This window comes from Desnuesiella massiliensis (genome assembly GCF_001403615.1).
GTDB lineage: Bacteria > Bacillota > Clostridia > Clostridiales > Clostridiaceae > Desnuesiella > Desnuesiella massiliensis.
Map to the genome: position 1 here is coordinate 24,809 of NZ_LN879456.1, position 23,722 is coordinate 48,530.

The window sequence follows — 23,722 nt, forward strand, 5'->3', positions numbered from 1 at the left end:
TTTTAAGTAGACGGGTTAGAAGGAGGATGATTCCAATATGAGTAAAATAGTATTTTTCTGTATTCCTGCACATGGACATACCAATCCTACAATTGAGGTAGTGCGTGAATTATCGTGTAGAGGTCATGAAGTATGGTACTATTCTTTTGATGAATTTAAAGAAAAGATTGAAAGAGCAGGTGCAAAATTTATTAGTTGTAATCAGTATCTTCCAGAATTAAAGCCTGGAGATGAGAAAAAAATTGGAAAGGATTTTGCTGCTTTAATTGAGATGATAGCAGATACTACTATAGCTTTAGATGAAAAGGTGTGTAGTGAACTTAAAGCGTTTAATCCAGACTGTATTGTATCGGACTCCTTATGTTTTTGGGGTAAGCTATTTGCAGAAAAACTAAATATTACCTATGTATGTTCTACAACAACCTTTGCATTTAATAAGTATACAGCAAAGATGATGAAGAGAAGTTTTAATGAAGTTATACGTATGATTTTAGGTATGAATCGTATTAATAAGAAAATAGAGCTTTTACGAAAGCATGGATATAATGTTAAGAATTTTGTTTCTATAATTCAAAATGATAATGATACGAATACTATTGTATATACTTCAAAGGATTTTCAACCAATTATAGAGACTTTTTCAGATAAATATTCATTTGTAGGTCCTTCAGTATCTAATGTGAAGGCTGAATGTAAAGAAAGAAAACGTAAAAAAATATATATCTCATTGGGAACGGTAAATAATAAAAATATAAAGTTTTATAAAAGCTGTATAAAAGCATTTGAAACTTGCGATTTTGATGTAGTTATGTCAGTTGGAAAAGATACTGTAATTGAAGAATTAGGATATATACCAGACAATTTTGAGGTGAGAAATATTGTTGAACAAATTATTGTACTTCAAAATACAGATGTATTTATTACTCATTGTGGCATGAATAGTGTTAATGAAAGCTTATATTATGGAGTTCCTATGGTGTTATATCCACAGCATGAAGAGCAAGGAATGGTAGCGAGACGAGTTGCTGATTTGGAAGCAGGGATCTTTTTAAAAGGTAATAATCCTAAATCTATAAAAGATGCAGTATTACAGGTTATGGGTAATGATGATTATAAGAAAAATGCAAATAAATTAGCGCAGAGTTTTAAAAATGCTGGGGGTGCAAAGAAAGCAGCTGATTCTATATTAAAGGTTATAGATGATAAAAATTAAATCAGTTATTAAGAATTATAGATGCACATGACACTTCGCCTCTGCCATGAAATCTGCGAACCGCCTGTAAGTGGCTTAAATAGCTACTTATAGGCGGTTTGGTGTGTGGGGCGTGTATTCTGAAATTATAAAAACTCAACAGTTCTCATACGATTTATTGCTGCGGCTAATTCTATTTTCCTAGGTAATTCAAGCCAACGTTCAGTTAGGAAAATATTTGGGAAAATTGAATCTAAGCCATTAGATTCAATTTGGCTGTATGCCTCAGAAATAGCCTTTTCAATATCAACGGTTTGTGAGGTTGATTTAATCTCTATAAATCTTAATATATATGCTAACGCATTTAGTTGTGCATGTGATATTATTCCAGATAGCATACGTAAATCAAGCTTCTCATCACCTATATGAATAGCTTCTTTTTCTATAACATCAAACTTTTCTGAGACTTGTTCATTAGGATAAGGAGTAAAGCCTTTGCCATATAATTTACGATTATGACACCAATTTACAGGCTCTAAGCTTTCATAAGCAGCAACCTCTCTAGAACTAAGGCACATTAGTTTTGTTTCTTCCGTTACGTTATATGCTACAAAGTCCTCCATAAGGATTACATTATCAGCAATATCAAGATATTCACTGCTGCCGCCAATAACAAGTATGGTTGATGCTCCAGTTTCATTGAACATTTGACGTATCCTATCAGTAAATGGTGTGATAGGTTCTTTTTTTATAAGCTGCTTCATTCTAGAGTCCTTTATCATAAAGTTTGTAGCACTCTTATCCTCATCAATTAAGAATAACTTTGAGCCATAGTTAATAGCTTCAATAATATTAGCCGCTTGTGATGTGCTTCCACTTGCACGTTCAGTTGAGAATGATTTTACATTCACCATAGATAGAGACTTTATAAAAGGTGATAAGTCTAGATTTTGGATTGACCTACCATCTTCTGCTGATATGTTTATAGCAGTTTCATCTGTTATTACAAATTCACGTCCATCTCCAGGAATATGATTATAAACTCCTACAGATATAGCATCTAGCAATGTACTTTTTCCAGAATATCCTCCGCCAGTGATAATAGTTACTCCCTTTTTAACACCCATACCTATAATTGAGCTGCCATCATTAAGTGGAATTTTTACCTCATCTTTTGTGGGACTTATAAATGGCAAGGAATTTTTCTGAGGAAGTTCGGTTCCTTTTAAACGAGGTAAAATGCTTCCATTAGCCACAAATGAGCAGTAAGAGTTTTCACTCAAGAACTTACGGATTTGCTCTTGAATTGAAGCCGTTTCAAGGCATTTATTTAAGGCTGTATTATCAAAGTTATCTATAAAGTCATCAAGTATTTCTGGTAAATCCCTGGTCATCATTTTAGTAGCTTTCTTTCCATTGATGGTTAACTTCTTTTCTTTATCTTTATATATAGGCAATAGGGCTTGTATCATTATACATAAATAATTATCATCCTTTAAAAAGGAACAATTACGTTTTAGTATCTCCTGGCCTGGATTATGAATATAGAGCATTCCTGTAACCTTTGCTTCCTTGGTACGACTATAATATTCTGTATTTTTCAGATTTATATAATGACTAAGGTTTCTTAGACAATAATCTTCAATAGATAATTTCTCAATTGATGAATATGAGTCTGTATCTTTAAGACTCAAATGGGATAAAGGAATTTTAATTGTTATAGTTGGCTTTTCAAGTAAAAGTTTATGAGTAATATCAAATTTAAATTCTATATCATTATGATAATAATAAGGTCCTTTAACAAGTGCTTGTAAAGCCTCTTTTCTTTTAAAGGCACTTGCCTGAGGAGTAGCGCCTAATTTACGAGACATAATATGAGCGTTATCTTCGTAAACTTTACGGTAATAGGATACATTGCAATCATCGATTTCTAATAATATTTTTTTTAAACGGTCTATAGGTAACACCTCTTTCAATAATATAAATTGTTTTGTTCAGTTTTAAAAATAAATGACAATCATATTAAGAAAAAATAAAACACCTCTGATAAAATCAGAAGTGTTTTAATCAATGAGAAATTACCTCAAATAATAGTCTGCTTTTATATTAGAAAGTCCTAATATCGGCAGACAAAACATGATCTGAAATTATCATTTTTAATTTAATATTAATTGTCATATTGTCTACCTCACTTTCTTTTTTTATAAACATATATTAACATTCAGTGTACAAAATGTCAATGATATCTTATGATTCTAGTATTATCTATAATTATATATAGTGATATACATGAAAATAAGGCAATTGTTTACTGTAGATCAATATGATAAAATATAGAAAAGATAGATACTGTTATTTTTTGTCATAATGATTTGATGCATAAAATAGAGTATTTTGTTAGCTAGGGAGTGTAGTTATGAAGAATAAAAACGGATTTTTGCTCTATGCAGGATTAGTCATATAATTCAGCGGTTAATTGTATAGAGCGTAAAAGATAATCGCTGTTTCATTTATATATGACGAACCTGCAATCTTGTGAATTATAATAAAAAGGAGCAGGATTATGGTGCAATATATAAATGCGGAAGATATTTTGCCAAAAACATTAATTCTTCAGATACAAGAATATGTCTGTGGTAGTATAATTTACATACCTCAAAAGAATAATTATAAAAAATCATGGGGCACTTCTACGAACTGTAGAAATGAAATTATAGAACGAAACAATGAAATCAAGAAAAAGAAGAAGAATGCGCAACAATAGATGAGCTTATGGCTGAATATCATCTGTCCTATGATACAATCAAGGGTATAATTTATAGAAAAAAAATAGAGGGAGGCAGTCGGTTGATAAACTGGCTGCTTTTGTGTATTTAAATCTATAATTAAACTTTACATATTATTGCTTCATGTTTTCCTTTATACTTTAATCATAAATTTAGGAAAATTGATAAGAAGTGAAAATGGACAGAACTAAAATGATAGCTAAGCTTAATGAAGGGAGGATTATCAATTGAAGTGGGTTTTAGAAACAGAGAGATTGTTATTACGTGAACTAACTGAGGAAGATTTTGATTTTATTCTTGAATTAGAAAGAAGAACTGAAAGTTATAAGCATGAAATGGGAGGTATGTCTGAAAAGGATAATGTTATTGAAGGCTGCAAATGGTTTGTTGAAAAAGCAAAGAAGTTGCCTGAATGTGGAGCAATAAAATTCATTGTCTGCAACAAAAAAGGAGAAATGTTTGGTTTTGTTTCTTTGCATTGTAATTGGGAGAAAACAAAGGAGTGGGAAATTGGATATAAATTTCTTATTGAGTACTGGGGCAATGGTTATGCTTCAGAAGCAATGTGTAAGGTGATTGAGTTTGCATTTAAAGAACTATCCATTCATAAGTTAATGGCATTTATAAACTATGAAAATAAAAGAAGCGTTGCTTTAGCGAAACGCATAGGGATGGTACAAGAGGGGCATATGCGTGAAGCAAGACTTATTGAAGGAAAATGGAATGATGAGCTTGTATTTACATTGTTAAAAACAGATTTAGAGTAATGAGCGTAATTGAAAGCACCTTCAATTGTTTAACATATAAGAAAACCAGTAGCTTGATATTATTGTAAATTTAGGGTAAAATATAAAGCGTTAATAATTTATTGAAACTGGGTATAATGGAGTAAAAGTACAAATTTTATGCCTTGGATTTGTAGTAAGTGATTTTCATAAAAAAGTGGGCAGTTCAAATGAGAGCCACCAAAAATAAAAGAATCAGTATGATACCAGAAAAGGTTGTAGATATTAGTAGTGGACTTTAAAGGTAACGCTTCGCATCTACCATACATATCCACGAACCGCTTGTAGATGCCTTAAATAGATATTTACAGGCGGTTGTGTTTTTTGAGCAGTGGGGATGGCTCCACCAGCCATGTAAAATCAGTAAAATTATTTATAGATGAGCTTTTTATCAACAACTTTAGAGATAAAATTATAGAAAATTAAAAGAGCAATTTAGAAAGATGAACTTAAAAATTTTTATGAGAATAAAGAAAATGCTAAATCTTAATTTTACGTTGAGAAGCAACGTGAAGATTATTTATATTAAGCTAGGAGGATATATATGAATCTTACCTATAAAGAGAATATACTTACATCGGAAGATGTGATTTTGTTTCAAAGGAAAATGAATTGGGTTGAAGACCCAAAGGCACAATGGGAAAAATCATTGCTAAATACAATTTATTCTATTGTTGCAATAAAAGATAATGAAATTGTTGCAATGGGTAGGCTGCTTGGTGATGCAGCAATATATTGGTATATAAACGATGTTTTTGTCCTAACTGAATATCAAGGATGTGGTATTGGGAGAGAAATTGTTAGTAGACTGCTTCAATATGTCAAAGAAAGTAGTTTGTCGGGAACGGAAGTTTCAGTATGTCTTATGTGTGCGAAAGGTAAGGAGGTCTTCTATGAGAAATTGGGATTTCGTACCCGCCCCCATGAATACGAAGGGGCTGGTATGGAAATGGAGCTAGTTATAAAATAACTTCGAAAAACAATCTTACTCTATGTCTTTTAAATTCCAATTTAAGGTTTAGTAATATAAATAGAAGTTTAGGAGGACTTTTGTAATGAATAAGAAAATTGGAGCAACAACTGCTGAGTTTGAAAAAGTTATTATTGAGTATATTAATTGGATAAAAAAAATATTTCCTAGATTTGATGAATTAAAGAATCCTGGAACTACTGTTGAAATTGTAAATAAGATTGAAGAACAGATGAATATAAAATTTCCAGAAGATTTAAAACAATTATACATGATAATTAATGGAGATAATAAGCATGCTTTTGGATTTGTTCTTGGATTGAATATGCTTTCTGTAGAGGAAATGTATACTACATGGAAATTATGGAGAAAGTTTGATGAAGATAAAGAATTGAATGACCAACAATATTACTCATCACTCCCACAAAAAGCAATTAAATGCCGTTACACAAATCCTTTATGGATACCAATTGCACATGACTGTTCTTCAAACTATTTTGGCATTGATTTAGATCCAGATATTAATGGTACAATTGGACAAATTATTAATTTTGGAAGAGATGAGAATGACAAAAAAGTTTTTGCTAATTCACTAAAAAAATTTTTTGAATTGGGGCTTAAACTTAAGGCAGAAATGCAGATAGAGGAAATAGAAAAAGATGTTTATTTTATTACTAATAAGGATGGCAAACATGCAATTGATTGGTTAAAGAAAAAATAGATCAGAAAAGAGAGTATCTAACCTTACAGAATAGTAATTTATGGAGGAATAAAAAAATGATAAAAGATAGTTCAACCGAATGTTGGAATCAGGTGAATATAGACGAATGGATTGATAAAGCTCAAACAAATGATTTCAGGATATATTACTCAATGTCCTACACATTAGAAAAATTGAGGGATGTCAAAGGCAAATATATTCTTGATTTGGGGTGTGGCGAAGGTGGTTATTCGAGAGCATTAGCACATAGAGATATACAAAAGTAAACACTTAGTAGAGTTATGATCATACTAGAAATTGAAAAGGAGAAAATAATATATGAAATCAAAAATAAAAATCGTAGAAGAAAATCAATGAAGAAATTAATAAATTAAAGGTTTAATACAACTCTGTAATTTATTGCCTGCAGATTTTTGAATTGGCTTTATTATTTACGAAGTTAGTTTGTTAGAGAAGGAGATTAATATGTGTACAAATAAGACACTATACTTTATCGAGGGATTACCTGGTGTTGGAAAAACAACTATTTGTGAGTGGATACATGAAAAAACAGGTGCAAAATGTATTTTAGAAAATGGACTAAATTATCCTAATGATTTATACAAAATAGCAGGTATTCCATTAGATGTTTATAATAAAATTTGCTGCAATTTTTCAATGTTATCTGATTTTGTTGAGCAACATGGTATGTATACATATGTAAATATTGAAGAAGTAAGAAATTGTTTTCCAAATCAATATAAATTATTAAATATATTATCGGAATGGGATATAGGAGACGAATTTAATCCATATATGACACTTTCACATTATATTCCATGTAGTTTAGAATTTTTAAAAAATCGCTTTACTCAATTAGAACAAAATGGTGATAGCATAATATTTGATAGTGTGTGGCTTCAGAATCCCATAAATGAGCTCCTTTCAAGAAATGTAGATAATGAAACAATAATAAAATATTGTTCTTCATTCGCGGAAATGTTAAAAAAGTATAACCTTAACTGTATTTATTTAAAACGAAATAATTCAGATGAAACGATTAAATTTGCACGTTATGCAAAAGGAGAAGTATGGACAAATCGTGTTGCTGAATTGATTTCTAAGACACCTTATGGAATAGCTCATAAACTAGAAGGATTTGATGGCATGATTAAGTATTTTTCAACAAGAGCAAAAATTGAACAAGAAGTAATATCCCGCGGATTTATAAAGTGTTTACAATATACTGTTAATGAAAATAATTGGGATGAACTAAGAGAGTTAATATGGGAAGATGTAAAGAACATTTTATAATTTAGTCAAGTGTTTTCAAAACATTGTAGAATTTGGTTATAAATGAATTAGACTTTACTTTAAAGTACATTGTATGGCTGAAGCTCAGGAATATTCTGAATGAGATAGATATGACTTAACATTCTTATTAAGCGGTGTAAGTTCAATCTTACGCCGCTTTTGAAAAAAATACGAAGTAAATAGCATATACTTAAAATAAAATATAAAGGAGATAGAGGTATGACAGAATTCTGGGAATCAAGTTTTATAGAAAATCAAATGATGTGGGGATTTGAACCTTCGGACTCAGCAATCTTGACAAAGGACTTTTTCATTGAAAAGAAAGTTAAAGATATATTGATACCTGGTATTGGATATGGTAGAAACGCAAAGGTTTTTATTGACAATGGAATACATGTAACAGGTATTGAAATTTCAAAAACAGCTATTGATTTGGCAAAGCAAAATGAGCTTGATATTAGTATTTTTCATGGGTCAGTAACTGATATGCCTTTTGATAACAAACTTTATGACGGTATATTTTGTCATGCACTAATTCACTTATTGAATAACCGAGAGAGAGAGAAGTTTATTAAAGATTGCTATAATCAGTTAAAGCCAAAGGGATATATGATTTTTACTACTATTTCAAAAGAAGCCCCAATGTTTGGAAAGGGCAAACAGCTAGGTAAAGACTATTTCGAGATAATGGAAGGGGTAAAAATGTTTTTTTATGATTCTGACTCGGTAAAACAAGAATTTGGGGAATATGGGCTAATAGAATTTTCAGAAATTGTTGAGCCACATAAGAATGCGGAAAATAAACCTCCATTTAAATTTATAATGGTAAAATGTAAAAAAGAACTATAATTACAACTATATAAAAAATAGTGAATTGTTAATTGATAAGGCTTATGTGTAACCTATTCACCAAGACCTTTAAGTGCTTACGCATTATTCAAATTAAGCGGTGTAAGTTCAATTATACGACTTATGAAAGATGTAAAACAACTCAATAAATAGTAATTTGTAAGGGAGGTGCTAATATAAAAAATTTTAAGCCTTATGTTTTCCCTACGATATGTTTGGTGTTTATAGACCAGATTGTCAAATTGGTAATTGCTCATTTTTTTATGATATATGATTTTGATATTATTGGTAATCTTATAAGATTTAAACCAGTGCAAAATACTAATTTGTCTTATGGTGGTAATTTCATTGGTGTCCTCTCTAATATGTGGGTTATGATACTACTAAATGTACTAGTGATTTTTCTTTTTATATCAGGCTATTTATTGTATAAACAAAAAAGGAAATGCACTAGTATTTCTGTAAAAGCAATCATGATTTGTGGTATGACTGGATGCCTGTGTAGTTTGATTGATAAGGTGTTTTGGGGTGGAAGTTTAGATTTTATACAAATTCCTAACTTATTTACTTTTGACTTAAAAGACTGTTATTTATCAATAGCTCAAATTATATTTATTGTCTTAGCAGTCCCTTACAATAAGGAAATATCAGTTAAAGAATATTTGCAATTCTGTTTCGATAAACTTAAACACTAAATTCCAATTTGTCGTTCAGTTGACCAGTATATAAAACTCAGAAAGATGGTAGAAGAGTTAAAAGCACCAGAGAAATGATTGACTAACAATAAAGTTAGTGCTTTACTTTATACTCATAAATTTTCTGTTCATAGGAAACTATTTACAATCAATACAATATAATATATAATAACTTTAAACTCTTTGCACTGCAAAAAGGTAATTTATTTGTTGAAATAAAATTCAAGGAACAAGTCCTTGAGTAAGTTCTATTATCCAAATGGAAAATTTGAGGTTTCACTTAAATTACGTAATATCTACAGTACAAACTGAGCAGACTATGAACTTGTAAAAAGTTTCTGAGGTCGGGCCCTTCTGCATAGGGCAACAGGTATGAAATTTAAACCTGTGGGACAGTAGCATATGTTCCACAGGTATTTTTTATGCCTAAAATGGAACATATGCCATTAGATCTTTGCACTGCCATAGAGCTATCTTAATTATAAATAATTGGAGGTAACTTACTATGACAAATCAAAAAAATATTAATGGAGAGGGAAGTTTAAACAACTCAAAAAGCTTTATTGAAATTAAAGGCTTATCTAAAATCTATCAATCTGGGGGCCAGTGCATAAAAGCAGTTGACAACGTAGACCTTAAAATATCTAAAGGAGAAATAGTTACTATACTGGGACCATCAGGTTCTGGAAAATCTACTCTTGTAAATATAATTGGTGGAATTGATAGTAGTGATGAAGGCAAAGTATATGTTGATGGTGAAGAAATTACTTCTTTAAAATCTAAGGATTTAACAAATTATAGACGTAATAGCATTGGCTTTGTATTTCAGTTTTATAATCTTATTTCTAATTTAACCGTTTATGAGAATGTGGAGGTAGTAGCTGATATATGTAAAGATCCTTTATGTATTGATGAAATTCTTGAGAATCTAGGTATAGCAGATTTAGCTAAAAGGTATCCAGTTGAGTTATCAGGAGGACAACAACAACGGGTTGCTATAGCTAGGGCATTTGTAAAAAATCCAAAATTATTGTTATGTGATGAACCAACTGGGCATTAGATTACAAATCTTCCCTTGATATTCTAAAACTTATAAAAGAAATAAATGAAAAGTATAGTACAACTATTTTAATAATAACTCATAATAGCTCTATCGCTGAAATGAGTCATAGAGTGGTAAAAATAAGTGATGGAAAAGTTACTCATAATGATGTTAATAGCCAGCCAATTCCAGTAGAAAGGATTAAGTGGTAGCTATGAAAATGAGTATAAATAAAAGAATAAAAAGAATTTTTCTTCAGCATAAAGCTACTTATATAGGCATGCTTATATTAATTATATTATCCACATCAACTTTTTTAGGATTAAAGACAGCCAGCACAAGTATTAAGAAAAATGTTCAAGATAATAGAATAGACCAATCTTTAGAGGATGCTAACTTCTATTATTCTAAAAAATTATCACAGAAAGAAATAAAAGAATATGAAAAAAATTATAATTTAATATTAGAAGAAAATATCTATATGGAAACTGAATATAATAAAGCTACCTTGCGTATAAGACAAAAATCTGAGGAAATAAATAAACCAGTTTTATATGAGGGGGAAGAACTTAAGAATCCTAATGATATAATGGTGGATAGATATTTTTTTGAAGCTCAAAATTTAAGTTTTGGAGATAAGATGATTATAGATGAAACTGAATATACTGTCTGTGGAGTATTTGTTACACCAGATTATCTCAGTGTCAAAAAAAATGAAAGTGATTTTATGTGTGATGGAACAAAGTTCGGATTATGTATGATAGATAAAACCACTTTTAATAATATAGATAAGAAAAATATAAAGACATACTATAGTGTTATTTTTAATGAAAATAATGAAGAGGAATTTAGAAAAGAACTTGGCAAAAATGGAATTGTGTTAGAGTGGACAGATAAAGATACAAATTCTAGGATATCCACTTTTGATGGAGAGATTGAATCTCTTATTATGGCAAGTAAAATAGTGCCTTTATTTATTTTGGTTTTATCTAGTATCATTATGGCGGTAGTTAATGGTCGTATGCTTAAGAAGGAATATGTTTATATAGGAACACTTCTTTCCATGGGATATACCAAGTGGGAAATTGCTAAGCATTATATGAGACTACCTTTATATTTATCAGTAACAGGAACGGTTATTGGAGGAATAACAGGAATTGCAACTACTAGATTATTTTCAGCAATTTCATCAGTAGAATATAATATACCAAAACCTGTTTATCATTTTAATATTATGGACATTGCGTTTTTAATTATTGTTCCGACAATGTTAAATTATTTTGCTACACTTATTTCTTTAAGGGAAGGAATGAACCTAAATATAGTTTCGATTTTAAAAGCTAATGCAGGTAAAATGAAAAAAGGAAGATTAACTAAATTAATTCCTCATAAAAAGGGATCCTTTAAGCTAAGATTTAAGTTGAAAGAAATCACATCAAATTTATCTAGAAGCTTTTTAATGTTTGTTGGAATGGTGGCAGCTTCATTATTTATGCTTGCAGGACTCTCATTTGATAATTCTTTAGAATTTTTATTTAATAGTAACTTTCATCAATTATTTGGATATGAATATCAATATGTGCTAAAGGAACCCTTGTATGAAAATAGTACTGATGGAGAGCCATATATGATATCAAGTTTTCAATATAGGAAAAATGAAGAAATATTCAGCCTAAGTTTAAATGGTGTTACTAGAAACAGTAAGTATATTAAGCTTTATGATAAAGATAAAAATGCTATAGGTGAAGATAAAGTAGTTATAACAAGTGCTGTAGCTAAAAGATTAAACTTGAAAAAGGGAGATATTATTAAAATAAGAAACAATTCAAACCTTAAATATTATGATATTACTATTGATGATATATGTAATATACAATATAGCGATGATATATATTTGCCAATTGATAAACTAAATGAAATGTTAGATATCCCTAAAAACACTTATATTGGTTTATATAGCGATGAAGAGTTAAATATAAATTCTAATAAGGTAATGAATGTTTTAACTGCGAAGGATAGTAAGGCTGGGTTAGAAACTTCTATAGCAGCTTTTAAAGTTTTTCTTTATATAATGGCAGTAGTATCTGCTATTATAGGAGTAATTGTAGTGTATATAGTCACATCTATGTTGGTGGAGGAAAATAGAAAGAATATTTCAATGCTAAAAGTAGTAGGATATCATAACAAAGAAATATCAAAGTTAATTTTGAATTTCACATCAGTATTAGTATGGCTTGGATTTTTAGTTGCAATACCATTAACAAATAGTATAATACAACAATTTTTTGACAGCTTAACTTCCAATATGTATTTTGACTTTGTGGCAAAGTTAGAAACTTTACAAATGATAATAGCTTTAGCGATTATTTTGCTAGTGAACTATGTAACCTTAGGAATATGTAAAAAGAAGGTTTTGAAGGTTAATATGGCAGAAAGTCTGAAAGCTAGAGACTAGTTGCAGTTGACAATATTTGGATGAAAGAGTGAAGAAGTGGTTGATTTTAAAGATTGTGCTTTATATTCACCATATGTATCCACAACCGCCTGTAGCTGGCTTAATCAGATTCTTACAGGCGGTTGTGCTTTTTTTGCGGGTGAATCAGTTCCACCATACACTTATAGGATATAATCGTTACGGTGAAGCTTACCATTAATAATGTAGGCTTTCTTATGTCACATTACTTGGAAGCCACGGCTTCAATATATCATAAGGTATTTTTGTATTGGTTATACTCTCTCCCATTTTTACATTAGGCTTCAGTGTTCCATGATAGTCACTTCCACCTGATGCATAAAGCCTGTGTTCATTGCAATAATTAAGCAGATACTTTGTTTTGTCCATTGAATGAAGTGAATGATAGCATTCTATGCCATCAAGTGCATTTAACGACACTATTGAATTTAAAAAATCTTCATGATCATCTACGAAATATCCATAAAGGTGAGCAAGAAATGATTTGCCTCCTGCTTTTTTTATGAGAGCAGCAGCTTCCTGTACTGTGAGGTAATCTTTTGCTTGGTCAAGAAAAAATGGACTGTCTGGATTATTCACACAAGTCCTATAAAAGGCATTAAGACTTTCCCATATTTCTTTAGTAAAATATTTTTCATTTTCAGGATATTTTCTAAGATCAGCATGCAATATCTGTGTTGAAAAATATTTTCCTTTAATTGATAAATTATCACTATATTTAAGGTTGAGATTTCGGCATACATCCATCATTTTTTTCAGATAAGCATTTTCTCTTTCATAAAATTTATCGTCTGAAACTATTCCTGTTGAACTTATTATATCAATATCTATACCATACCCTAATATTTCAATTGGTTTTCCGTTATGGACAGCAGAAAATTCACAGCCAGGAATAAGCTTACCCTTAAAGTGGTTAAGAATATTAGTATTCTTCAGCTTTTTATAAGCCCCAATGGAATCATGATCTGTAATAGATATGCATTTTAGTCCTAATTGCTGTGCCTTGATAAGAATATCTATGGGCTCATCAGAACCATCAGATGTAGTGGTATGTATATGTAGATCTATCATAGTTATATATCTCCTTATTTGTATTAGCAACTATATTTTATCTAATTTAATCTGTGAAGACAACCAGATGTAAAAAAAAGAGTTAAAGTTACATTAATACTCCCTTTGTCAGGTATGGAAAATTAAACCTATAGCATTCAAGTTATTCTTCGATATATAAAGTATATTCAATAAATGAGAGGTAATTATTATGGGTTCAATTAAAATTAATAAAACAATGTCCTACCCAATAAATTCAGCTGTTAATGAACATAAAACTAAAGATAATAATATAGAAAAAAAATCTAATGATGAAGTTTATAAGGAGACAAATAATTCAGTTATATCAGAGGATGCTGTAATAGGCTACGAATTTTTGAGTCGTATTGAAGCTTCATTTAGAGATGGTAATAAGGCCCATTTCATGGAAAAGTATGCTTCAGAATACGAAAAAATTAAAGGTGAAATTGCTTCTGGTAAGTATGGAAAAGATACAAAAAAATATATGACATTACTGGATAATGCATTTAAAGACTCATTGGAGAATGCTGCTAATATTCTAGGAAAAACACTAGAAAAAACAGTAGAAAAAACAAATGTCAAAGATAATAGAATAAAGTTTTCGGGATCATATACAATTAAGTATCAAAAGCAGCATGATACAGCTACATTAATTGCTTGGACACTTAGAGCAGAGAATAAAAGAATTTCACAGGAAATAGAGATGTATAGGAAGAAAAAAAATCATAGAAAGGTAAATTCCTTAACTCAATTAAGAAATACTTATAACCGTATAATAAACAATGTTTCTGATATAGCAACTAAGATAAAAAGTGATATTGAAGGTAATTATAGCGAAGATAAAATTAAAGAATAATTTTACGCAAATCATATTCAATGCTTATTAGAATTACCTTTATAATTTTCAAAGAATGTTAGTAAATTCTGCTTGTAGCAGATAGAAAATGTTATCTACGGTGTTATGCCGTTTCTCAATAAGAGAGAAAATTTATATTTTCTACAGAAAAATAGCATTACCCTCTTGACTCTTCCTTTGGGGAATCCTTTATACTAAGTTTATCCCTGATAATTTAGAAAAGAGGTCGAAACAAATGAACAACCTAATCAAAATCAAAGATGTGTCAAGCAAATATGACATTACAGCCCGTACACTGCGTTATTATGAGGACATGGGATTGCTGTCCAGCACCCGAAGTGATGACTACACATATAGAATGTACGACGAAAACGCTGTTAGGCGGCTTGAACAAATACTCATTTTACGCAAGCTGAATATCAGCATAAAAGACATTCAACGTGTTTTCAACACTTCCGGTTCCGATGTAGTTTTAGAAGTGCTGGGGAAAAAAGTACAGAGTATAGACGACGAGGTTGCGCTTTTGCATGAGTTGAAAGAAATCGTGCTTGATTTTATACGCGAAATCGAACAAGTGAACTTTGCAGACAACTCCGACATAAAACTGCTGTATAACAAGGCTAAAGAGATTGAAACACAGTTGATAAGCGTTGACTATATCGGCAAGCCCTCCAATGTAAACCGCTTGATTGAAATAACGGAAAAATTAGATAAAAAAATTCCTGATATAATGGTTGTCAGGATACCGGAATTCAAAGCGGTAACGTGCGGCAACCAACCGTGGGGGGAAATGTTCAAAGAAGGAGGATATATGTACCAATTGTGGCAGTATTGTCATTTGTATAAGAGTGTGATTTTCGATTGTTTTGATTTTTTGCTGTCTAAAAATGACAAAGCTGAATGGATATGTGCCGTTAAAGATGGTGTTACCAATGCGGATGTAAGCCCTTTTAAATTGTTCGATTTTCCGGGAGGCTTATACGCTATGGCAGTCAGTATTGACGAAGATAACGAGAGCATACAAAAAGTGGAAGATAAAGTTCGCCGATGGATTGAAAGCACAAATTTTGAGCTTGACAAAGGCCGCAATGTTATGTTCAATATGCCTTATTTATATGAAGATGGAAGAGATATTGCCTATAAAGACATAGAAAAGGGACTTGGCTATAAACAAATGCAAAGATATTTTCCCATTAAGCTAAAAGAAGGAATATAAAAATACAAGAAATTTCCCATGTATTATTTAGGTAGTTGCGAAATGCAAAGTATGACAGAACCCATAGGGAAATAAAAAATAAATGGAGGAATTATCATAAACAAGTATGAAAACGCGATGAAGCTTATGGAAGAATACTGCGGAAACGGAAAGGACAACCTTATTGCTCTTGCAACTATTGCATTGTCCCCGAACGCCGTCGGTAATCCCAGCCCTGCTGTCCGTATGGTTGATGCTTATTATGAAGACGGCGTGTTTTATGTTTCTACAGACGCCAATAAAAATAAAATGCTGGAAATTGGGAAAAACAACGAGATTTCCATCTGTGAGCTAGACTTGTTTGTTGCTCAAGGAACGGCTGAAAATCTCGGTTGGGTAAAGGACGAGAGGAACGCGGAAATAAGAGCGAAGATGAAAAAATCTTCACATGGTTCGATGCACATGGCGGCGAAGATAACCCTGACTCAATCGTTCTGCGTATCACCCTTACGGAAGGAACGATAACTGATAACGACAAAAAATACGGTGAATGGCAGTATAAAGTTGACTTTGCGAAGAAAGAAGTGAAATAAATGCGAAAGACACTCAAAGATATGGCAAAACACTTAAAAAATGTTATTACGCCAGAAATACCTGAAATATATGCAATTAATCCAATGTTTGAAAATATTTCAAACGAGGAGGATATTCGAAAAGGAGTTCTTGCGTTCAGAAACTTTTTGTATCAGCTTTGCGATGTTTTGATTGTTGAAGGTGATTCGTATGACAATCATAAAAAGAATGCTCACTTATTTGATGACCGCGTTACTATTTCGGTATATTTTCCATTCCTGCACAATGTGAAATGCTTATTATTGAATATAGGTTTTCATGGTGTACTAACAGAAAGCGCTCAATCTCTTACCGTCGGAAACAATATATTCAACACGAAAATCCCCGTTTCAAAAAGCATTGAATGCTTGCGATTCTTGACTACTTGCGGCATATTGATTGACGGTATAGACTTGAACGACAAAAAACCGGATTTATCAAAAGCTGAAGGAATAAAAATTTCGTATCCTGATAATCCTGCCATGTTGACGGGATTGAAGGTAATGGCAATAGCCGAGATAGAATTTTCTGCAAACGTTTACAAACTCGAGGTCAATAAATTCAATGCAATCAGCTATAGCCGCTTCTCCGATATTTTATTGCGATGTGATTACAGAGTATTGAAAAATGATGGAATCGAAGTGATTTCTGTTTTAAAAGATACTATAAAACCTTTGTCCGTCAATGTGCAAGATTTTATATTGCAGCTACATAAGCGTTATTTGGATAAAGGGCTTAAATGCAATGTGGATGTAAAAGATTTATGGATAAAGATTAAATATTCTTATAAAAGTAAAGAGATATGGGGAATTAATGTATCACTTAATAATGGTTATCAAATAAACATCAAAGCGAAAAACACGCATAAATACGCTGATACCATCGAAAAATTCCCTTCATTTATACAAGAAATGATTGAAAAAGGTTATGGCTGTGGAATAAAAAGAGGGATAAGCGATCATTGTAATGGAGGTTGCCAAGGGTTTCGTTTTTCACTGGATGACTCAATCATTGATATAAGAAATGCTATCGAAACTTGGCTTGACACGGAATTGTCATTTGTATAGTATAAGCGTTAGTAAAACGAACTTTTGACGGTGGGTTATATGCCGCACATGTGTTGAGGGCGTGGGACTTCCAGGACTGGCGTTTATTAAAAGAATGGGTTGACGCAAGCGATAAATATGATAATGACTGGGATCCCCCACGTTGGACATCGCCAGAAACGGTTGCGGGGCAAGGTTTTGAAGAAACGTTGAATTTTTATAATTTTATACAAAAAGGTAGTAAAATGGAAGGTTTACAGCTTGATTTATTGTTTCCGATTAAGGAGAAGGATTAATAATAACGAAGAGTAAGGCAGATTACCTATTACAAAGAAAGAAGTGGTTAAATGGAAGCTATTAAAATCCACTCATCATTATCATTCGGCGGTTATAATTGGCGTGTGCTTGACATACAAAACAATACGGCTTTGATTATAACCGAAGAGATTATAGAACAACGCCCTTACCATGATGCTTATAAAGATATAACATGGGCTGACTGCGCTTTAAGAAAATATCTTAATGGTGAATTTTATGACAAATTCAACGCAACTGATAAGTCAAGAATAATCCCGGTAATAAATAAAAATCCTGACAATCAGTGGTATGGTTCAAAAGGCGGAGCAGATACGCAAGACAGTATATTTTTATTAAGCATTGAGGAAGTGTGCAAATATTTCGGTGATAGCCGTTCAAAACTGCAAAACCGAGGAAAAAATCAAAGATATTGGTTTGAAAGAAAAGATGAAAACAACAGTAAGCGAATAGCAAGACTTCAGGGTAAAGAATGGGCTTGGTGGTGGTGGCTTCGGTCGCCCGGCCGCGTTAATGTAAAAGCCGTGTACATCTTCGGAACTGATGGTAATATAGGTATCCAAGGCAACAATATATTAAAAGGCAACATCAGCGATGGCAAATGTACAGGCGGCGTTCGTCCTGCTTTGTGGGTAAAGCTAGAATTGTAAATCTTGGGTCACTTTTAAAGTGGTTTGACTATAATTACAGCATAAAATAATTAAATTTAAAGGAGAATTAAAATGAGCAAATATGAAAATGCAATGAAACTTATGGAGGAACGTTGCGGAAATGGCAAAGAGGAAGTTATTGCCCTTGCGACAATATCACTATCCTCCAACGCTGCCGGTAATCCTCGTCCTGCTGTCCGTATGGTATGCGCTTATTATGAAGACGGCGTATTTTATGTTTCTACGGACGCGAAAAAAAATAAAATGCTGCAAATTGAGAAGAACAATGAGGTTTCCGTTGGTGGTTTAGGTTGGTACGCTTTCCAAGGTACGGCTGAAAATCTCGGTTGGGTCAAGGACGAGAAGAATGCGGAAATCAGAGCGAAATTTAAAAAAGTTTTCGATTGGTTCGATGAAGTTGGCGACGAAGACAATCCGAACTCAATCGTTCTGCGTATCTCTCTCACAGAGGGTACGATTATTGACAACGAGAAAAAATACGGTGAACATCAGTATGAAATTGATTTTATCAATAAAACGGCGAAATAAATCCGTAAAGAATAAGCAGTTTCTAAGTTGAAGGAGAAAATATGTTTCTTCAAATTAATAAGGAGTATATAAAAGGATTGCAGGGATTAGAATCTTTTAGTCACATTGATGTATTGTGGTAGCTTGATAAATGTGATAATAGTAGCAGCAGAAGCATTTTAGAAGTGAATAAGCCTTATAAAAAGGCTCCTAAAAAGTTGGGGGTTTTTTCAACTAGATCGCCTGAAAGACCTAATCCGATAGCGTTGTCTATTACTCAAGTAACACATATAGATTATGAAAAAGGGATAGTTTATATTACTTATATTGATGCAATGAATGATAGTAGTATTTTAGATTTGAAACCTTATACTCCAAGCGTGGACAGAGTAGAAAAGGCTAGTGTTCCAGAATGGTGCAGCCGTTGGCCATTATGTTGTGAAGAATCTGGAGATTTTGATTGGGAAAATGAGTTTCTATTTTAAAATATAATATATAAATTTATTTTTGTAGGATATTAATTAAGAATGAAGCACTAATTTTTAAGGGATGGGTGCTTCTTTTCTTTTCTTTTGCATTAACTTCCTGACCATAGGCACCCATTAAGAATTTACTAAATAATACTTTAGAATTATACCATAATTATGTAGTATGTATAAGGTAATAAAATGGAAGAACCTCACTTACTACTGATACGGAGAACCATACCATAAATAAATGCGAAAAATAGCTTTAGGTATTGATATGACTTGCCTAAGATTAGTTTTATAAGTGGAAATACTGTATCATAAGTAATATGATAAAATGATTTTAATATACAATATTTACAAAAAATATATAATTAATAGTAGATGATGTAGTGTTAATATACCTCTTATATAAGATAAATTATGAATTTTGCGAGTATCTGTTAGACGGTAGAGCACGAGGTTATGGTAAAACTTAAGCCGGTACCTGAAATTTATCTATCGGCTTTTTCATGCTCAACCTCGAATAATTTTCTAATCATTCGCAATGGTGGACAAAGGCGAATGTGTCAAAACGAACCTTTTGTATCGTAGAAAACATTTACCTGGATATTAATGTGTAAAAAAGTATTCCTCTATTGACAAAATGTAATTAGTAGATTACAATACAAATGTAAACAACGGATTACATTTTGTTAAGGAGGTAATACCTTGATACAGAATCGAATTAAGGTTTTGAGAGCAGAGCGTGATTGGACGCAAGCTGATTTAGCTGAAAAGGTAGGTATTTCCCGCCAAGCGGTTATATCAATTGAGAAGTATAAATATACTCCCTCATTAGAATTAGCTTTCAAAATTGCAGAAGTTTTTAATGTTTCAATCAATGAAGTTTTTGAACACAAGGAGGGTGAAAACGATGAATGAACAAACTATTATTTTATTTTTCCTTATTGTTGGTACTAGCATTACTCTTTTTCTTTATCTATGGAAGGCTAAAAAGCATATTGATTACAAAAAAGATGAACGTTGGCAATTCATCCAGAACAAAGCGAATAATGCGGCGAATTATTTAAACTATATCTTGATAGTATTTTTAGCTGTCGGAGAATTGGTATTGCTATTTTCTGATATTCAAATAACCCTTACCTTGAATCGCGTTTTAATTTATGGCGTATTATTCATCGGTTTGCGCAATGCGATAGAATTGTTTGCATTAAGATATTTTGATAAGCGAATGTAAACATATTAGTATTAACTAATTAACAATAAATAGTAATTTAGTTAATAGATTTTAGATTATAGGAGTCTGATAAATTCTAATTTATATGTTACTAAGATAGACGTTTTTAAATATAACAATTACTTAGGTTTATTTTTTATGGAAATTTGATATAATATAAATAAGAAAAACTTAGTGCGCTAACACTAAGCAATCCTTAGAACATTTATTTTGTTTTAGGGCTATTGGATGAAATTAATTGAAGATTAATTAAGAAAAAGTGCTACTCTTTGCAGAATGGGCACTTTTTTCTTTACTTTTAACTTATATATCAAGACAAAGGAATTTAATCTTAATTTTTAAATGATGTATAAAAAGATTATGTTTTAAAACAAATTTAATAACATAAATAATCGATATACACTTTATAAAAGTATCAAACATATCCAATACCAATCCCTTAGCTAAAAGTGAAATAATTCACAGGCGCCGTATTGGGAATACAATGAGGAAAACTGTTGTTATAAAAGATCAGAGTTGGATCTTACTACAGAAGTATTTCACAAATAATCAATGAGGGGGAATCTCCAGATGATGGGGGTTCTTCTTCTTTTATTTTGTTTACAATTAAAATATAAAACTGTAAATACTCGTAACGAATATTGACGAATGATTAGGGTTTACAAATAGGGTTTTATTGCCTATAATTTATTTATAACCGTTACGAACCGTAACGAAATTTTAGGAGGTATGGTTATGAATATATTTCAAATTAAAACACAGCCACATGGAACAGAAAGGATTGATTTATTCATTAAACAAGACTTTGTTTGTATTGGTTATCCTGGAATAGGAGATTTGACAAATGTTGATAAAGACGAAATAAGAGATAGATTACAGCAACAATATAAATGGACTGGGAGTCAGCTAGGAAATCATTTAGGAATTGTTAATGCTTTTGTAAATACTATGAAAAAGGATGATAGCGTTCTGATAAATGAAAATGAATGGGTTCATATTGGTAAACTTGATGATTATAAGTATGATTCTAATTTTGAGTCAGAAGGAATGTGCCATAGAAGAAATGTAACATGGATTGGTAAGGTTAAAAGAGATAGTCTCAACGAATATGTTAGAGAGTTACTTAGGAATAGAAGTATTGTTACTAAGTTCAAGCATCCAGCAGACATTGCAGAATTAGATAAAGCTTTGGAAAATAATCCAGCTAAAAGTACTAATATAAAAATTGATGAAGAGATACTTACCAGAGCAATACAGGTACTAAATATTGCACTTCAATCAGAAAATGAGGAAATCAGAGTAAAGGCTGCGTTGGGATTACTACAGTACTCAAAACAAATTATCTAAAATGTTATAGGGGGGAGATTAGAATGATATATTCAATTGAACAAGGAGAACTAATTACTAAATTACCTCATGAAAAAGACTTCAAAACATGGCGAAAAAGAATAGGAGATAACGATTATAATATAATTGTAGATGAATTGAATAAAAGAATAGACAGTGATGAAGTGCATACTGCTGGATGGATACCAGGGCATGATTGGACTGGTACTGTTTTTGAACCAATTTATTACGCCTGTGGTAGAAGTATAGATATAGCTGCTCAATTTTTCGGTTTAATAGTTTTTAAAGTTTTTATGGATAGAGATGATTATTGGGGCTGTGGAAGGTATGAGAAGGATGGAAAGCCTATTAGAAGCATGACATATTTCAGATTAAATAATATACCTTAAATTTCGGAGCTTATATAATGAGAAAGATGGATAGATAAAAGTAGATAATCCATCTTCTTATTTTTATTTATATATATTATTCTGTAAAAGTCTACGGTATAATCGTTACGATGAATCGTACATTTTAGGGTGGTTTTAATACAAATCAATCACTTCCAATGCTTTTCTCTTAATTTCAGAGATAGCCTCAATGGGTTCAATAATTTCAATATCCTTACCATATCCAAAGGCAAATTCTATACCTTGCCATATTGCATCAAATTTTATTTTAAGATAAATTTCATTTTCTTTAATCATAGTTTCACTGATAGTTATAAATTGTCTTTCTTTTATATGATTTAAGATATAGGGTCTAATTTTAAAGGTAAAAGTATGTTTAGGAATTAAGCTTTTAAAATTACTAGTAGAATTTCTCCAGTAACTTTTTAGATTAAAGTCATATGGTCTAATAAACGTATCATGCATTAACAAAGCAGACTCAATAGAAGCTACTTTATATGTTTTAATAATTTCATTATTTACTGCAACTAAATACCAAATACTTCGTTTGCAAACCAAGCCAAGTGGGTTTAACTCTACTTCTTTTGTTTCATCTATTTTTCTGTACAATATCCTTAATGATTTTGAGTTCCATATAGCATTTTGTAATACAGAAAGAATATCTGTATTTACTATAGTGTTAGACTCGTTCCAAGTATACATATCTATATAAATATAGTTTTGAATATTTTCAAATTCTTTTACTTCATTAGTTGCAGAGTTTCCTAAAATTTTAAGCATTGTAGAATATTTAAGATTTTCAACACCTAAATCCTCTAAAATTTTATCACCAGTTGGAATGAATAAAGATAGAAGTTCATTTTTGTTTATTCCTGTAAGGGATGTTTTATAGTCTCCTAGAAGCTTTATTCCGCCATTTATACCTTTATCAGCAACAATGGGTACTCCAATACCGCTAAGTGTATCAATATCTCTGTAAATAGTTCTTACAGAGACCTCAAGTTTTTTTGATAATTCAGAAGCAGTTAATTTTTTATATATCTGCAATAACATTAGTATAGAAATTAATCTGTCTGCTCTCATTATTTTCCTCCTGTTATATGACATAGGATGTCAACTATTATAACTTATAATTAATTATGTATCAAACAATAATAATTATAAAATGTGTGAAAATAAAATAACATTTTAAATAATAAG

At 31.2% G+C, this 23,722-nt stretch carries 23 protein-coding genes, 2 pseudogenes and 1 riboswitch; of the genes and pseudogenes, 22 read left to right on the plus strand and 3 right to left on the minus strand.

The genetic code is table 11. The features are described 5' to 3' along the window. Positions 1 to 37: 37 nt before the first annotated feature. Entirely contained in the window at positions 38 to 1,213 is a 1,176-nt protein-coding gene (locus BN2665_RS10875) for a macrolide family glycosyltransferase (protein ID WP_055667154.1), read from the plus strand. 125 nt (positions 1,214 to 1,338) lie between these two features. Here the strand turns inward: BN2665_RS10875 and BN2665_RS10880 are convergent, their stop codons facing one another. Further along, complete coding sequence (locus BN2665_RS10880; protein WP_055667155.1) at positions 1,339 to 3,063, minus strand: P-loop domain-containing protein; 1,725 nt, start codon at positions 3,061 to 3,063, stop codon at positions 1,339 to 1,341. A gap of 692 nt (positions 3,064 to 3,755) precedes the next feature. On the opposite strand from BN2665_RS10880, the gene BN2665_RS27575 reads away from it, so the two are divergent. The 10 genes and pseudogenes from BN2665_RS27575 to BN2665_RS10930 all read left to right on the plus strand — a co-directional run bounded on the left by BN2665_RS27575 (position 3,756) and on the right by BN2665_RS10930 (position 12,788). Then, positions 3,756 to 3,956: a CD3324 family protein gene (locus BN2665_RS27575; RefSeq protein ID WP_055667156.1), complete on the plus strand. Its 201-nt coding sequence runs from the start codon at positions 3,756 to 3,758 to the stop codon at positions 3,954 to 3,956. A 249-nt stretch (positions 3,957 to 4,205) separates the two neighbouring features. Then, complete coding sequence (locus BN2665_RS10890) at positions 4,206 to 4,745, plus strand: GNAT family N-acetyltransferase (protein WP_055667157.1); 540 nt, start codon at positions 4,206 to 4,208, stop codon at positions 4,743 to 4,745. Between the two features lie 562 nt (positions 4,746 to 5,307). Next, positions 5,308 to 5,733, plus strand: coding sequence for a GNAT family N-acetyltransferase (locus BN2665_RS10895; RefSeq protein ID WP_055667158.1), 426 nt, complete (start codon positions 5,308 to 5,310; stop codon positions 5,731 to 5,733). 85 nt (positions 5,734 to 5,818) lie between these two features. Beyond that, positions 5,819 to 6,454 (plus strand): SMI1/KNR4 family protein, encoded by a 636-nt coding sequence (locus tag BN2665_RS10900; RefSeq protein WP_055667159.1) that lies wholly within the window; start codon positions 5,819 to 5,821, stop codon positions 6,452 to 6,454. 56 nt (positions 6,455 to 6,510) lie between these two features. Next, a complete protein-coding gene (locus tag BN2665_RS10905) occupies positions 6,511 to 6,720 on the plus strand; it encodes a class I SAM-dependent methyltransferase (protein WP_055667160.1) in 210 nt (69 codons plus the stop codon). 199 nt (positions 6,721 to 6,919) lie between these two features. Then, positions 6,920 to 7,747 (plus strand): P-loop NTPase family protein, encoded by an 828-nt coding sequence (locus BN2665_RS10910; protein WP_055667161.1) that lies wholly within the window; start codon positions 6,920 to 6,922, stop codon positions 7,745 to 7,747. A 219-nt stretch (positions 7,748 to 7,966) separates the two neighbouring features. Further along, positions 7,967 to 8,596, plus strand: a complete 630-nt coding sequence (locus BN2665_RS10915; protein ID WP_055667162.1) for a class I SAM-dependent methyltransferase — start codon at positions 7,967 to 7,969, stop codon at positions 8,594 to 8,596. Positions 8,597 to 8,814: 218 nt separating this feature from the next. After that, entirely contained in the window at positions 8,815 to 9,291 is a 477-nt protein-coding gene (locus BN2665_RS10920) for a signal peptidase II (protein WP_278335888.1), read from the plus strand. Between the two features lie 298 nt (positions 9,292 to 9,589). Beyond that, positions 9,590 to 9,689: riboswitch (NiCo riboswitch) on the plus strand. A gap of 107 nt (positions 9,690 to 9,796) precedes the next feature. Beyond that, positions 9,797 to 10,545 (plus strand): annotated as a pseudogene (locus BN2665_RS10925) (ABC transporter ATP-binding protein). Positions 10,546 to 10,547: 2 nt separating this feature from the next. Next, the gene (locus tag BN2665_RS10930; protein ID WP_055667164.1) at positions 10,548 to 12,788 is read left to right on the plus strand and encodes an ABC transporter permease; all 2,241 of its coding nucleotides are present in this window, start codon (positions 10,548 to 10,550) and stop codon (positions 12,786 to 12,788) included. A gap of 213 nt (positions 12,789 to 13,001) precedes the next feature. Here the strand turns inward: BN2665_RS10930 and BN2665_RS10935 are convergent, their stop codons facing one another. Next, the gene (locus BN2665_RS10935; protein ID WP_055667165.1) at positions 13,002 to 13,877 is read right to left on the minus strand and encodes a PHP domain-containing protein; all 876 of its coding nucleotides are present in this window, start codon (positions 13,875 to 13,877) and stop codon (positions 13,002 to 13,004) included. Between the two features lie 190 nt (positions 13,878 to 14,067). On the opposite strand from BN2665_RS10935, the gene BN2665_RS10940 reads away from it, so the two are divergent. From BN2665_RS10940 to BN2665_RS10995, 11 genes and pseudogenes are all read left to right on the plus strand, one after another. Further along, positions 14,068 to 14,733 (plus strand): hypothetical protein, encoded by a 666-nt coding sequence (locus tag BN2665_RS10940; protein WP_055667166.1) that lies wholly within the window; start codon positions 14,068 to 14,070, stop codon positions 14,731 to 14,733. Between the two features lie 235 nt (positions 14,734 to 14,968). Then, complete coding sequence (locus BN2665_RS10945; protein WP_055667167.1) at positions 14,969 to 15,949, plus strand: helix-turn-helix domain-containing protein; 981 nt, start codon at positions 14,969 to 14,971, stop codon at positions 15,947 to 15,949. A 117-nt stretch (positions 15,950 to 16,066) separates the two neighbouring features. Continuing rightward, on the plus strand, positions 16,067 to 16,453 hold the full coding sequence (locus BN2665_RS10950) for a pyridoxamine 5'-phosphate oxidase family protein (protein WP_242865939.1): 387 nt from the start codon (positions 16,067 to 16,069) through the stop codon (positions 16,451 to 16,453). Positions 16,454 to 16,521: 68 nt separating this feature from the next. Continuing rightward, positions 16,522 to 17,607: a hypothetical protein gene (locus BN2665_RS10955; RefSeq protein WP_055667168.1), complete on the plus strand. Its 1,086-nt coding sequence runs from the start codon at positions 16,522 to 16,524 to the stop codon at positions 17,605 to 17,607. Between the two features lie 326 nt (positions 17,608 to 17,933). Beyond that, a complete protein-coding gene (locus BN2665_RS10965; protein ID WP_055667170.1) occupies positions 17,934 to 18,551 on the plus strand; it encodes a DUF6273 domain-containing protein in 618 nt (205 codons plus the stop codon). Positions 18,552 to 18,623: 72 nt separating this feature from the next. Then, positions 18,624 to 19,100 (plus strand): pyridoxamine 5'-phosphate oxidase family protein, encoded by a 477-nt coding sequence (locus BN2665_RS10970; RefSeq protein WP_055667171.1) that lies wholly within the window; start codon positions 18,624 to 18,626, stop codon positions 19,098 to 19,100. Positions 19,101 to 19,141: 41 nt separating this feature from the next. Then, positions 19,142 to 19,564 (plus strand): annotated as a pseudogene (locus BN2665_RS10975) (TrmO family methyltransferase domain-containing protein). Between the two features lie 693 nt (positions 19,565 to 20,257). Beyond that, positions 20,258 to 20,470 carry a helix-turn-helix transcriptional regulator gene (locus tag BN2665_RS10980; protein WP_055667172.1) on the plus strand — a complete coding sequence of 71 codons (213 nt, stop codon included), beginning with the start codon at positions 20,258 to 20,260 and terminating at the stop codon, positions 20,468 to 20,470. After that, positions 20,463 to 20,786 (plus strand): hypothetical protein, encoded by a 324-nt coding sequence (locus BN2665_RS10985; protein ID WP_055667173.1) that lies wholly within the window; start codon positions 20,463 to 20,465, stop codon positions 20,784 to 20,786. Before BN2665_RS10980 ends, BN2665_RS10985 begins: the two co-directional genes overlap by 8 nt. A 735-nt stretch (positions 20,787 to 21,521) precedes the next feature. Next, entirely contained in the window at positions 21,522 to 22,133 is a 612-nt protein-coding gene (locus BN2665_RS10990) for a hypothetical protein (RefSeq protein WP_055667174.1), read from the plus strand. Between the two features lie 23 nt (positions 22,134 to 22,156). Further along, complete coding sequence (locus BN2665_RS10995; protein ID WP_055667175.1) at positions 22,157 to 22,522, plus strand: hypothetical protein; 366 nt, start codon at positions 22,157 to 22,159, stop codon at positions 22,520 to 22,522. Positions 22,523 to 22,657: 135 nt separating this feature from the next. On the opposite strand, the gene BN2665_RS11000 is transcribed toward BN2665_RS10995, so the two are convergent. After that, positions 22,658 to 23,605 carry a helix-turn-helix transcriptional regulator gene (locus tag BN2665_RS11000; RefSeq protein WP_055667176.1) on the minus strand — a complete coding sequence of 316 codons (948 nt, stop codon included), beginning with the start codon at positions 23,603 to 23,605 and terminating at the stop codon, positions 22,658 to 22,660. Positions 23,606 to 23,722 lie beyond the last annotated feature (117 nt).